General features: G+C 66.4%; 13 protein-coding genes. 11 read left to right on the top strand and 2 right to left on the bottom strand.

What is annotated here, in order from left to right; genetic code table 11:
- The first annotated feature begins 22 nt into the window (after window positions 1-22).
- From frc (RZE77_RS23615) to RZE77_RS23570, 10 genes are all read left to right on the top strand, one after another.
- On the top strand, window positions 23-1,294 hold the full coding sequence (frc, locus tag RZE77_RS23615) for a formyl-CoA transferase (RefSeq protein WP_319439520.1): 1,272 nt from the start codon (window positions 23-25) through the stop codon (window positions 1,292-1,294).
- Window positions 1,295-1,367: 73 nt separating this feature from the next.
- Window positions 1,368-1,805, top strand: coding sequence for a PAS domain-containing protein (locus RZE77_RS23610; protein WP_319439519.1), 438 nt, complete (start codon window positions 1,368-1,370; stop codon window positions 1,803-1,805).
- Entirely contained in the window at window positions 1,805-3,055 is a 1,251-nt protein-coding gene (frc, locus tag RZE77_RS23605; RefSeq protein ID WP_319439518.1) for a formyl-CoA transferase, read from the top strand. The genes RZE77_RS23610 and frc (RZE77_RS23605) overlap by 1 nt, the downstream gene beginning before the upstream one ends.
- Before the next feature lie 153 nt (window positions 3,056-3,208).
- A complete protein-coding gene (locus tag RZE77_RS23600) occupies window positions 3,209-3,592 on the top strand; it encodes an HAD family hydrolase (protein WP_405546420.1) in 384 nt (127 codons plus the stop codon).
- A gap of 8 nt (window positions 3,593-3,600) precedes the next feature.
- Window positions 3,601-4,770: an ADP-forming succinate--CoA ligase subunit beta gene (sucC, locus tag RZE77_RS23595; RefSeq protein WP_319439517.1), complete on the top strand. Its 1,170-nt coding sequence runs from the start codon at window positions 3,601-3,603 to the stop codon at window positions 4,768-4,770.
- A gap of 217 nt (window positions 4,771-4,987) precedes the next feature.
- Entirely contained in the window at window positions 4,988-5,887 is a 900-nt protein-coding gene (gene sucD / locus RZE77_RS23590; RefSeq protein ID WP_319439516.1) for a succinate--CoA ligase subunit alpha, read from the top strand.
- 45 nt (window positions 5,888-5,932) lie between these two features.
- Window positions 5,933-6,721: a fumarylacetoacetate hydrolase family protein gene (locus RZE77_RS23585; RefSeq protein ID WP_319439515.1), complete on the top strand. Its 789-nt coding sequence runs from the start codon at window positions 5,933-5,935 to the stop codon at window positions 6,719-6,721.
- Window positions 6,722-6,767: 46 nt separating this feature from the next.
- Complete coding sequence (locus RZE77_RS23580; RefSeq protein WP_319439514.1) at window positions 6,768-7,784, top strand: 2-dehydropantoate 2-reductase; 1,017 nt, start codon at window positions 6,768-6,770, stop codon at window positions 7,782-7,784.
- Window positions 7,785-7,808: 24 nt separating this feature from the next.
- Window positions 7,809-9,224, top strand: coding sequence for a pyruvate kinase (pyk, locus tag RZE77_RS23575; protein WP_319439513.1), 1,416 nt, complete (start codon window positions 7,809-7,811; stop codon window positions 9,222-9,224).
- Between the two features lie 68 nt (window positions 9,225-9,292).
- Window positions 9,293-10,222 (top strand): LysR family transcriptional regulator, encoded by a 930-nt coding sequence (locus RZE77_RS23570; RefSeq protein WP_319439512.1) that lies wholly within the window; start codon window positions 9,293-9,295, stop codon window positions 10,220-10,222.
- A 6-nt stretch (window positions 10,223-10,228) separates the two neighbouring features.
- On the opposite strand, the gene RZE77_RS23565 is transcribed toward RZE77_RS23570, so the two are convergent.
- Entirely contained in the window at window positions 10,229-10,465 is a 237-nt protein-coding gene (locus RZE77_RS23565) for a hypothetical protein (protein WP_319439511.1), read from the bottom strand.
- Window positions 10,466-10,579: 114 nt separating this feature from the next.
- On the opposite strand from RZE77_RS23565, the gene RZE77_RS23560 reads away from it, so the two are divergent.
- Window positions 10,580-11,434, top strand: coding sequence for a LysR family transcriptional regulator (locus RZE77_RS23560; RefSeq protein ID WP_319439510.1), 855 nt, complete (start codon window positions 10,580-10,582; stop codon window positions 11,432-11,434).
- 8 nt (window positions 11,435-11,442) lie between these two features.
- On the opposite strand, the gene RZE77_RS23555 is transcribed toward RZE77_RS23560, so the two are convergent.
- The gene (locus RZE77_RS23555) at window positions 11,443-11,712 is read right to left on the bottom strand and encodes a hypothetical protein (protein WP_230537958.1); all 270 of its coding nucleotides are present in this window, start codon (window positions 11,710-11,712) and stop codon (window positions 11,443-11,445) included.
- Window positions 11,713-11,722 lie beyond the last annotated feature (10 nt).

Here is an 11,722-nt window from a genome sequence, read left to right as displayed (position 1 = left end):
GCATCATCAAGGAGAACCTCAAATGAGCAACAAACCCCTCAACGGCATCAAGATCATCGACTTCACGCACGTGCAAGCCGGTCCGGCCTGTACCCAGATGCTGGCCTGGTTCGGCGCGGACGTGATCAAGGTCGAGCGCCCGGGCGCCGGCGACGTCACCCGCAGCCAGCTGCGCGACATTCCGAACGTCGACGCGCTGTACTTCACCATGCTCAACAGCAACAAGCGCTCGATCACGCTGGACACGAAGAAGCCCGAGGGCAAGGCGGTGCTGGAAAAGCTGATCCGCGAATCCGACGTGCTGGTCGAGAACTTCGGCCCCGGCGCGCTGGACCGCATGGGCTTCACCTGGGCGCGCATCCAGGAACTGAACCCCAAGATGATCGTCGCCTCGGTCAAGGGCTTCAGCGACGGCCACCACTATGAAGACCTGAAGGTGTACGAGAACGTGGCGCAGTGCGCCGGCGGCGCCGCCTCCACCACCGGCTGGTGGAAGGGCGAGAACTCGGTGCCGACGATCTCGGCCGCTGCGCTGGGCGACTCCAACACCGGCATGCACCTGGCCATCGGCATCCTGACGGCCATCATCGGCCGCCAGCAGACCGGCAAGGGCCAGAAGGTGGCCTGCTCGATGCAGGACGCCGTGCTCAACCTGTGCCGCGTGAAGATGCGCGACCAGCAGCGCCTGGACAGCGTGGGCTACCTGGAGGAATACCCGCAGTACCCGCACGAGATGGAGGCCTTCAAGGACAAGGTGGTGCCGCGCGGCGGCAACGCGGGCGGCGGCGGCCAGCCGGGCTGGATCCTGAAGTGCAAGGGCTGGCAGACCGACCCCAACGCCTACATCTACTTCACGGTGCAGGGCCACGCCTGGGACCCGATCTGCGACGCGCTCGGCAAGCCCGAGTGGAAGACCGATCCCGACTACATGACCCCCAAGGCCCGCCAGCCGCACATCGACCAGATCTTCGCGACCATCGAGGACTTCATCAAGGACAAGACCAAGTTCGAAGCGGTGGACATCTTCCGCAAGCACGACATTCCCTGCGCCCCGGTGCTGTCGATGAAGGAACTGCTGCACGACGAGTCGCTGCGCAAGAGCGGCTCCATCGTCGAAGTGCCGCACAAGGAGCGCGGCAGCTACTGGACCATCGGCAGCCCGATCAAGTTCTCGGACCTCAAGCCCGAGGTCACCGCCTCGCCGCTGCTGGGCGAGCACACCGACGAGGTGCTGGCGGAACTGGGCTACACCAAGCAACAGATCGACAATCTCAAGGAAGCAAAGGCCGTGTAGCGGCTCCCCCGGCGCCGCCTGTTCGAAGGCACGGGCGGCGCCGGGAAATCGACTTGAAGCGCCAGAGGAAAACATGCAAGCGAACGTTGATTTCAAGCAGCTCGTCGAAGGCGCCGGCGACGCGATCATGGTGTGCGATGCGCAAGGGGCGATCACGCTCTGGAACCGCGCGGCCGAGCGCATCTTCGGCTTCACCGAAGCCGAGGCGCTGGGCCAGTCGCTCGACATGATCATTCCCCAGCGGCAGCGACAGCGGCACTGGGACGGCTACCAGAAGACCATGGAAACCGGCATCACCAAGTACGGTGCCGACCTGCTGCGCGTGCCGGCGCTGCACAAGGACGGGCACACGCTGTCGATCGCCTTCACGGTGTCGATGCTGTTCTCGCAGAGTCGTGAAGTCACGGGCATCGTCGCCATCGTGCGCGACGAAACCACCCGCTTCGCCGAAGAGCGTAAATTGCGCGCTCGTCTGCAAGAAGCAGAGGCCACGATCAAAGGAGACAGCTGATGAGCAGCAAGGCACTTGAGGGCGTTCGCATCCTCGATTTCACCCATGTGCAATCCGGTCCCACCTGCACCCAGCTGCTGGCGTGGTTCGGCGCCGACGTGATCAAGGTGGAGCGCGCCGGCGAAGGTGACGCCACGCGCGGCCAACTGCGCGACATTCCCGGCGTGGACAGCCTCTACTTCACGATGCTCAACCACAACAAGCGCTCGATCACGCTCGACACCAAGAAGCCCAAGGGCAAGAAGGTGCTCGATTCGCTGATCAAGACCTGCGACGTGCTGGTGGAGAACTTCGCGCCCGGCGCGCTCGACCGCATGGGCATCACCTGGGCCCATATCCAGGAGCTCAACCCGCGCATGATCGTGGCGTCGGTCAAGGGCTTCGGCCCCGGCAAGTACGAGCATTGCAAGGTGTACGAGAACGTGGCCCAGTGCGCCGGCGGCGCAGCCTCGACCACCGGCTTCGAGGACGGCCCGCCGGTCGTCACCGGTGCGCAGATCGGCGACAGCGGCACCGGCTTGCACCTGGCGCTGGGCATCGTGGCGGCGCTCTACCAGCGCAACAGCACGGGCCGCGGCCAGCAGGTGCTCGCGCCCATGCAGGACGCGGTGCTCAACCTGTGCCGCGTGAAGATGCGCGACCAGCAGCGGCTGGAGCGCACCGGCACCATGCACGAATACCCGCAGTACCCCGACGGCAAGTTCGGCGACGCGGTGCCGCGCGCGGGCAACGCCTCGGGCGGCGGTCAGCCGGGCTCGATCCTCAAGTGCAAGGGCTGGGAGACTGACCCCAACGCCTACATCTACTTCATCACGCAAGGGGCGGTGTGGCCCGCGGTGTGCAAGGTCATCGGCGAGGAAGGCTGGATCGACGACGAGGCCTACGCCACGCCGGCCGCACGCCTGCTGCACCTGAAGCCGATCTTCGCGCGCATCGAGCAATGGACCATGACCAAGACCAAGTTCGAGGCCATGGACATCCTCAACCAGTACGACATTCCGTGCGGGCCGATTCTTTCGATGAAGGAAATCGCCGCCGATCCGTCGCTGCGCGAGACCGGCACCATCGTCGAGGTCGACCACCCGACGCGCGGCAAGTACCTGACGGTGGGCAACCCCATCAAGATGTCCGACAGCCCGACCGAGGTCACGCGCTCGCCGCTGCTCGGCGAGCACACCGACGAGGTGCTGATGCAGCTGGGCTATACCGCCAGCGACGTGGCGGCGCTGCGCGCCGACGGCGTCATCTGAGCTGAGCGCCGGTTTTTAGAAGGCTGAGGAAAACGCGGATGGCAATGCCATCCGCGGCGGGAATTCACGGCCAATTATGTATAACTTATCGTGAATGCATTCAATAAAATAGTTTAACTATTATTTATCGATCATAGAACCTACATTTTGATCATGCCGATCCGCAAACCATTTGACGCCCGGCATTCAATTTCTAGGAGAAATTTCATGATCGATGATTTGCCAATTCAATACTGGAGCAGCGAAACCGAGCGCAACGCCTACAACGCGGCGTTCTACGAATTGGGATTCCGCTGGCACTGGGACCGCGAAGTCTATTGCCAGCTGCTGCGCGAGAGCCAGGACGGCGTCGAGCGGATCTGCCACTACCTGCGCACCCACCAGCCGCATCTTCTGCGTGCCTACGACGCCAAATTCCTGGCCGAGGTGATCGAGCAGAAAAAGGAAGAGCATCAAAAGCGCGAGCTCGATGCCGGCGCCATGAAAAGGCGCTATTTCAACTGGGCCGAAACCCGCGGCGCCGAACTCGGCGCCTGAAAGCCGCCATGAATATCCACGAATACCAGGGCAAGGACGTATTGCGCAAATACGGCGTTCCCACGCCGCGTGGATATGCCTGCTTTTCGCCCGACGAGGCGGCCGATGCCGCCGCGCGGCTCGGCGGCAGGGCCTGGGTGGTCAAGGCGCAGATCCATGCCGGCGGCCGCGGCAAGGGCGGCGGCGTGCGGCTGGCCTGGTCGGCGGCCGAAGTGCGGCGCCATGCCGACGAGCTGCTCGGCATGACCCTGCGAACGCACCAGACGGGCCCGCAAGGCCGGCTGGTGAAGCGGCTGCTGGTGGAGGAGAGCGTCGAGATCGAGAAGGAGTTCTACCTCGGCATGGCGGTCGACCGCGAATCGCGCCGCGTGGCCCTGATGGCTTCGAGCGAAGGCGGCATGGACATCGAGGACGTGGCGGCGCGCACGCCGGAAAAGATTCGCAAGCTCTTCGTCGATCCGTCCACCGGCGTGAAGGCGGCCGAGGCCGACGGCCTGGCGCGCGACATCGGCTTTTCCGGAAAGCTGCTGCCGCAGGTGCGCACGCTGGTGCAGAACCTCTACCAGGCCTTCGACGCCTGCGACGCATCGCTGGCCGAGATCAACCCGCTGGCGCTCACGCGCGACGGCCGCGTGCTGGCGCTGGATGCCAAGTTCAACTTCGATCCGAACGCGCTGTTCCGCCAGCCCGAGATCGCAGCGATGCGCGATCTCGACGAGGAGGACCCGGCCGAGGTCGAGGCCTCGAAGTTCGATCTTTCCTACATTGCGCTCGAAGGCGACATTGGCTGCCTGGTGAACGGCGCGGGCCTGGCCATGGCGACGATGGACGCGATCAAGCTCTATGGCGGATCGCCGGCCAATTTCCTGGACGTGGGCGGCGGCGCCACGGCGGAGAAGGTGACGGAAGCCTTCAAGCTGATGCTGCGCAACCCGAACCTGCGGGCGATCCTGGTCAACATCTTCGGCGGCATCATGAAGTGCGACGTGATCGCGCGCGGCGTGGTGGCTGCTGCGCGCGAGGTCCAGCTGGCGGTGCCGCTGGTGGTGCGCATGAAGGGCACCAACGAGAGCCTGGGCAAGACCATCCTCGGGCAGTCGGGCCTTCGGATCATCAGTGCGGACGACATGGCGGAGGCGGCGGGGCTGGTGGTGGCTGCTGCGCGGCGGGGGGCCTAGGACCATGAAGTCTCTTGCGCATCGCGTTGTGTTTGGCTTGCCTTGTTCAGGACGCGCTCCCACCGACGGGGCACCTTGCTCCGCGAATGTCCCCCGGCCTGCGGCCTCCTCCTTTATTTCGCTGCGCAAGGCACCCCATCGGCGGGAGCGTTGGACAGCGCAGTGGTTGATCGGCCTGTGCACGCGCCCCGAAAAAGAACAACAGCGAGGCTGAAAAATGTCGATCCTCATCAACAAGCACACCCGCGTCATCACCCAGGGCATCACCGGCAAGACCGGCCAGTTCCACACCGCGATGTGCCGCGACTACGCCAACGGGCAGAAGTGCTTCGTCGCCGGCGTGAACCCGAAGAAGGCGGGCAAGTCCTTCGACGGCATTCCGGTGTTCGGCACCGTCAAGGAAGCCAAGGCCGAGACCGGCGCCACCGTGTCCGTGATCTACGTGCCGCCGCCGTTTGCCGCCGCGGCCATCGACGAGGCGGTGGATGCGGGGCTCGACCTCGTCGTGTGCATCACCGAGGGCATTCCGGTGCGCGACATGATCCGCACCCGACACCGCATGGAAGGCAGCAAGACCCTGCTGCTCGGCCCCAACTGCCCGGGCCTCATCACGCCCGAGGAAATCAAGATCGGGATCATGCCCGGCCACATCCACCAGAAGGGCCGCATCGGCGTGGTGTCGCGCTCGGGCACGCTGACCTACGAGGCCGCGAGCCAGCTCGCGGGCTTCGGCATCGGGCAGTCGACGGTGGTGGGCATCGGCGGCGATCCGGTGGGCGGGCTGCGGCACATCGACGTGCTGAAGATGTTCAACGAAGACCCGCGCACCGACGCCGTGATCATGGTCGGCGAGATCGGCGGCAGCGACGAGGAAACCTGCGCGCGCTGGATCAGCGAGCACATGCGAAAGCCCGTGGTCGGCTTCATCGCCGGCGCCAGCGCGCCGCCGGGCAAGCGCATGGGCCACGCGGGCGCCATCGTCTCGGGCGGCAAGGGAACGGCGCGGGAAAAACTGGCGGTGATGAAGGAGTGCGGCATCCACGTGACCGACAACCCGGCGGAGATGGGAAAGCTGCTCGCGTCGCTGGTGATCCCCGACTACCTGCCCTTCGACTGAACTGAACACAGAACCACTCCAACAGAAACCAAAGGAAGGCGCGACATGCAGCAGCAACAGAAGCAACAACAGCAACGATGGGTCCGTTTCGAACACGGCGGCGAAACGGGCTTCGGCACGCTCGAAGGCGATGCCGTGCACGAGCACCGCGGCAACATGTTCGACCGCCCGGAGCCGACCGGCCGCGTGTTCCTGCTCTCGGGCGTGCGGCTGCTCACGCCCACCGAGCCGACCAAGGTCATCGCGCTGTGGAACAACTTCCACGCGCTCGGCGAGAAGCTCAAGCTGGCGGTGCCGGCCGAGCCGCTCTACCTGCTGAAGGCGCCCAACTCCTACCTTGCGCCCGGCGCGCCCATCCGCAAGCCGCTGTGCGAGGGCAAGGTGGTGTTCGAGGGCGAGCTCGGCATCGTCATCGGCAAGGCCTGCACCGCCGTGTCCGAGGCGGATGCGCTCGGCCATGTGTTCGGCTACACCTGCGCCAACGACGTCACGGTGGCCGACATCCTGAACCGCGACGCCTCGTTCGCCCAATGGGTGCGGGCCAAGGGCTTCGACACCTTCTGCCCGATGGGCCCGGTGGTGGCCACCGGCCTCGATCCCGCCACGCTCACCGTCACCACGCTGCTCGACGGCGAGATGCGGCAGAACTATCCGATCAGCGACATGCGCTTTTCGGTCCAGCAACTCGTGAGCCTGATCTCCCAGGACATGACCCTGCAACCCGGTGATGTGATCCTGTGCGGCACCTCCATCGGCGTGGGCTCGATGAAGCCCGGCAGCCTGGTCGAAGTGGAGATCGGCGGCATCGGCAGGCTCGGCAACCGCTTCGGCTGAGAGAGACCGACCTGCGCCGGAAGAATCAACAACCTTGGGGATCGACATGAAGATAGCAGTCATCGGAGCGGGCGCGATCGGCGGCCTGGTGGGCGCAAAGCTCGCCCTGGCCGGCGAGGACGTGACGTTCATCGTGCGCGGGAAGAATCTCGACGCCATTGCCACCAACGGCTTCAAGCTCATCGGTGCCGATGGCACGGAACAGGTGGCGCGCAACGTCAAGGCCACCGACCGCTACGACCAGGCGGGGCCGCAGGACATCGTCGTCCTCGCGATGAAGGCGCACCAGGTCGAGGCCGTGGCCAACGACGTGCCCAGGCTCTTCGGGCCCGAGACCGTGGTGGTGACGATGCAGAACGGCATCCCGTTCTGGTACTTCCACCAGCACGGCGGCGCGCTGGCGGGCACGCCGGTGCGCAGCGTCGACCCGACCGGTCTGGTGGCCGCGAAGATTCCGGCCGAGCGCGTCATCGGCTGCGTGGTGTATCCCGCCTCCGAGCTCACGGCGCCGGGCGTGGTGAAGCACATCGAGGGCGACCGCTTTCCGGTCGGCGAGCTCGACGGCTCTTCGAGCGAGCGCGTGAACCGCGTCTCGGCCTGCCTGGGCGCGGCCGGCTTCAAGGCGCCGGTGCTCGACAACATCCGCGCCGAGATCTGGCTCAAGCTCTGGGGCAACCTGACCTTCAACCCGATCAGCAGCCTGTCGCACTCCACGCTGGTCGACATCTGCCAGTACCCGCCGTCGCGCGAGCTGGCCGCCGCGATGATGCGGGAGGCGCAGGCGGTCGCGCACAAGCTGGGCATCGAATTCCGCGTGACGCTCGACAAGCGCATTGCGGGCGCCGAGAAGGTCGGCAAGCACAAGACCTCGATGCTGCAGGACGTGGAAGCCGGCCGCGCCCCCGAGATCGATGCGCTGGTGGGCGCCGTGGTCGAGCTGGCCCGGCTCACCGACACGCCAACGCCGCACATCGACACCGTGTATTCCCTGGTCAAGCTGCTGGCGCGTACGATGGAAGAACAGCGCGGCCGCGTTTGCCTTCATGAGGTGGGTGCGCTGTAACCAACCGATGAAATGGAACGGATGATGCGACGTACACGCAGCGCGAAGATCGTGGCCACGCTGGGCCCTGCCACCACCGACGAACCGGCCATCCGCGCCCTGTTCGAGCGCGGCGTGGATGTGTTCCGGCTCAACTTCAGTCATGGCACGCAGCATGACCATGCGCGCCGCCTCGACACCATCCGGCGGCTCGAGAAAGAGTTCGGCCGGCCGATCGGCGTGCTGCTCGATTTGCAGGGGCCGAAGCTGCGGCTGGGCACCTTCGAAGGCGGCCGCGCGCAGCTCGACGCGGGTTCGCCCTTTCGGCTCGACATGGACCCAACCAGCGGCAATGCGCGCCGCGCGCCGCTGCTGCATCCGGAAATTTTCGCGGCGCTGCAGGTGGGCACCGACCTGCTGCTCGACGACGGCAAGCTGCGGCTGCGCGTGGACAGCTTCGGCCCCGACTTCGCCGAGACCACGGTGCTGGTCGGCGGCCCGATCTCCGACCGCAAAGGCGTCAACGTGCCGAGCGTGGTGCTGCCGATCTCGCCGCTGACGCCCAAGGACCTGGACGACCTGGCCTGCGGCCTGGCCATGGGCGTGGACTGGGTGGCGCTGTCCTTCGTGCAGCGCCCCGAGGACATCGAGGAGGCGCGCGCCATCATCGGCAAGCGCGCGTGGATCATGGCCAAGCTCGAGAAGCCCGCGGCCATCGACCACCTCGACGCGATCGTCGACCTGTGCGACGGCGTCATGGTGGCGCGCGGCGACCTCGGCGTGGAGCTGCCGCCCGAGCGCGTGCCCGAGCTGCAGCGCCTCATCGTGCGCGCCTGCCGCAAGCGCGGCAAGCCGGTGGTGGTCGCCACGCAGATGCTCGAATCGATGATTGCCGCGCCGGTGCCCACGCGCGCCGAGGTGTCCGACGTCGCCACCGCCGTGTACGACGGCGTGGACGCGGTGATGCTGTCGGCCGAATCGGCTTCCGGAAAATATCCGCTCGAGGCCGTGGCCATGATGGACCGCATCATCTCGCGCGTGGAGGCCGATGCGTCCTACCGCATCGGCATCGACGCCACGCACGAGGCCTCGCTCTCGACCACGGCCGATGCGGTGTGCGCGTCGATGCGCCAGGTGGCTGCGCTGCTTGCGCCGGCCGCCACCGTCACCTACACCTCCTCGGGCTTCACCAGCCTGCGTGCCGCGCGCGAGCGGCCGGCCGTGCCCATCATCAGCCTCACGCCCGACGTGGCCACGGCGCGCCGCATGGCGATGGTGTGGGGCGTGCATGCGGTGCTGGTCGACGACGTGCACGACGTGGCCGAGATGATCGAGTGCGCCTGCCGCAATGCCTGCACCGAGGGCTTCGCGAGCACCGGCCGCGACGTGGTGGTTGTCGCGGGCCTGCCGTTCGGGCTCTCGGGCACCACCAACCTGCTGCACGTGGCGCGCATACCCTAGCCTTCTGCCGGGCGCGGCCTGGCGCGCAGTACGATGCCCGCTCGATTGCAGCAGCCACCTTTTTCCGAATGAAGCACGCGACCCTGCGCCAGTTGAAAGTCTTCGAAGCGGTGGCGCGGCTGCTGAGCTTCTCGCGTGCGGCGGAGGAGCTTCACCTGACGCAGCCGGCCGTTTCCACGCAGGTGCGCAAGCTCGAGGAGCACGCGGGCAATGCGCTGTTCGAGCAGTTCGGCAAGAAGATCTACCTGACCCCGGCCGGCACCGAGCTGCTGCAGATCAGCCGCGCGATCATCCAGCAGTTCGAGGCGGCCGAGAACGCGATGCTGCAGTTCAACGGCGTCTCGGGCGGCAAGCTCAACGTGGGCGTGATCAGCGCGGGCGATTACTTCTTTCCGCGCCTGCTGGTGGAGTTTGCGAGCCGGCACCGCGGCGTCACGCTGAACTTCACGGTGCACAATCGCGAAGGGCTCATGACCCACATCGCCGAGAACCTCACCGACCTGGCGATCATGGTGCGCCCTCCGACCGACCTGGACACCGTCAACCAGCCGTTCGCGCCGCATCCCTACGTGATCGTCGCGGCGCCCAGCCATCCGCTGGTGGGCGTGCCGCGCATCCCGCTGGCGCGGCTCATGCGCGAACCCTTCGTGGTGCGCGAGAAGGCCTCGGACACCTGGCATTCGATGGAGGAGGGCTTTGGCGGCGACTTGAGCGGCATCAACATCGCAATGGAGATCCGCAGCACCGAGACCATCAAGCAGGCGGTGATCGCGGGCATGGGCGTGAGCTTCGTGTCGGCCCACACCATCAGCCAGGAACTGCGCGCCGGCAGCCTGCGCGTGCTCGACGTGCAGGGCTTTCCGCTGATGCTCAACTGGTACGTGGTGCACCGGCGCAGCAAGCGGCTGCCGCCGGTGGCGCAGGCCTTCAAGGACTTCCTGCTGGCCGACGGACCCGCGCTCATCTCGCAGATCGTGCCGTTCGAAGCTGCGGCCTGAACCTCGTCAGCGCAGGCCGATGCGCGAGGCGCGCGAGCGCAGCAACTCGGCCCGCGCCGGATCGGTCGGCTCGATGTCGTCCGCCGCAACCTGCAGCGCACGCATCTGCTCCACCTCACCGATGATCCTGTTCGGGCTCAGCAGGGCCTCGACGAGCATCAGGGTTTCGTCGAGAAGCGCCTTGAAGGCATCGGCAAGGCTTTCGGTGGCGCCGGCATGGAAGGGTTCGCGAAGGGTGGGCATCAGTCGACTCCTGGTTGCTTGGGATGCCTTCATCTTGGGCCCGTGTTCGCATCAAGTAAAACGATATTAATTGCCAGTTGAGTGCAAAATTAATGCACTCAAAAAGGATGCGGCATGGACATCAACCTGGCCCGGACGTTCCTGGAAATCGTGGACACGCGCAGCTTCCAGCGCGCCGCCGAGCGGCTGCACGTCACGCAGACTTCGGTGAGTGCACGCGTGCGAACGCTCGAAGAGCTGCTGGGCCGGCCGCTCTTCGTCCGCAACAAGGCGGGCGCGGTGCTCACTGCGGCGGGCGAGCAGTTCCTGCCGCACGCGACCCTGCTGGTGCAGGTGTGGGAGCGTGCACGCCACCAGGTCGCGGTGCCCATCGGCAGCCGCGCGGTGCTCGCCATCGGATGCGAGATCAGCCTGTGGGATCCGCTGCTGCTGCAGTGGCTGCTGTGGATGCGCACGGCTGCGCCGCAGCTGGCCATCCGCACCGAGGTGGGCTTTCCGCACGACCTGCTCGACAAGGTGGCCGCGGGCGTGCTCGACATTGCCATTGCCTATGCGCCGCAGCAGCGGCCCGGCCTGCGCGTGGAACTGCTCATCGAGGAGAAGCTGGTCATGGTCACGACCGCGCAGAACCCGCGCGTGCCGCGGCCTGCGGACTACGTGTATGTGGACTGGGGCTCGGAGTTCGCGGCGCAGCACGGCCTCGCGTTTCCCGAGCTCTCCAACGCCGCGGTGAGCGCCGGGCTCGGGCCGCTCGGGCGCGAGTTCCTGCTGGCCGCGGGCGGCACCGGCTACTTCCGGCACGACGTGGTGCGCAGCCACCTCGAATCGGGCCGGCTGCGCCGCGTGCCCGGCACGCCTGAGTTTCTCTATCCGGCGTATGCGGTGTACGCGGTGGGGGCGGACGCGGCCATCGTCGATCCCGCGCTTGCGGGCCTCAGGCAAGTGGTCAAGGCGAAGCCGGAGATCTAGGCGGAGGCCTAAGCGGCCAGCATGTGTCGCGCGCGCTCCACGCGCTCTTCATGCGACTGCAGCAGCGACTCGTAGTACAGGCACAGCGGCATGGCAACGAACACCATGCCTGCGACGTAGACGATCAGGCCCATCAGCGGAAAGTCGTCGCCTCCCCAGTAGGGAAGGGACGCCACCGCGGCGCCTGCTGCAATGACTGCAATCACGCACTGCAGCGCGTGGCGCAAGAACGTGGTTCGCGAGTAGCCCGGCGGGTCGTACTTCTGACGGTCCAGCATGGAACACTCG

It is taken from the genome of Variovorax sp. SPNA7 (genome assembly GCF_033807855.1).
Taxonomy (GTDB): domain Bacteria; phylum Pseudomonadota; class Gammaproteobacteria; order Burkholderiales; family Burkholderiaceae_C; genus Variovorax; species Variovorax beijingensis.
Note: the sequence above shows the minus strand (reverse complement) of the source record. Positions and strands in the feature narration are given on the sequence as shown.

Excerpts from the sequence above, each read along its gene's own strand:
- sucC (WP_319439517.1), top strand. The coding sequence starts at position 3,601 with ATGAATATCCACGAATACCAGGGCAAGGACGTATTGCGCAAATACGGC.
- RZE77_RS23585 (WP_319439515.1), top strand. The coding sequence starts at position 5,933 with ATGCAGCAGCAACAGAAGCAACAACAGCAACGATGGGTCCGTTTCGAA.
- RZE77_RS23600 (WP_405546420.1), top strand. The coding sequence starts at position 3,209 with ATGCCGATCCGCAAACCATTTGACGCCCGGCATTCAATTTCTAGGAGA.
- sucD (WP_319439516.1), top strand. The coding sequence starts at position 4,988 with ATGTCGATCCTCATCAACAAGCACACCCGCGTCATCACCCAGGGCATC.
- RZE77_RS23555 (WP_230537958.1), bottom strand. The coding sequence starts at position 11,712 with ATGCTGGACCGTCAGAAGTACGACCCGCCGGGCTACTCGCGAACCACG.
- RZE77_RS23560 (WP_319439510.1), top strand. The coding sequence starts at position 10,580 with ATGGACATCAACCTGGCCCGGACGTTCCTGGAAATCGTGGACACGCGC.
- frc (WP_319439518.1), top strand. The coding sequence starts at position 1,805 with ATGAGCAGCAAGGCACTTGAGGGCGTTCGCATCCTCGATTTCACCCAT.
- frc (WP_319439520.1), top strand. The coding sequence starts at position 23 with ATGAGCAACAAACCCCTCAACGGCATCAAGATCATCGACTTCACGCAC.
- pyk (WP_319439513.1), top strand. The coding sequence starts at position 7,809 with ATGCGACGTACACGCAGCGCGAAGATCGTGGCCACGCTGGGCCCTGCC.
- RZE77_RS23610 (WP_319439519.1), top strand. The coding sequence starts at position 1,368 with ATGCAAGCGAACGTTGATTTCAAGCAGCTCGTCGAAGGCGCCGGCGAC.
- RZE77_RS23570 (WP_319439512.1), top strand. The coding sequence starts at position 9,293 with ATGAAGCACGCGACCCTGCGCCAGTTGAAAGTCTTCGAAGCGGTGGCG.
- RZE77_RS23565 (WP_319439511.1), bottom strand. The coding sequence starts at position 10,465 with ATGCCCACCCTTCGCGAACCCTTCCATGCCGGCGCCACCGAAAGCCTT.
- RZE77_RS23580 (WP_319439514.1), top strand. The coding sequence starts at position 6,768 with ATGAAGATAGCAGTCATCGGAGCGGGCGCGATCGGCGGCCTGGTGGGC.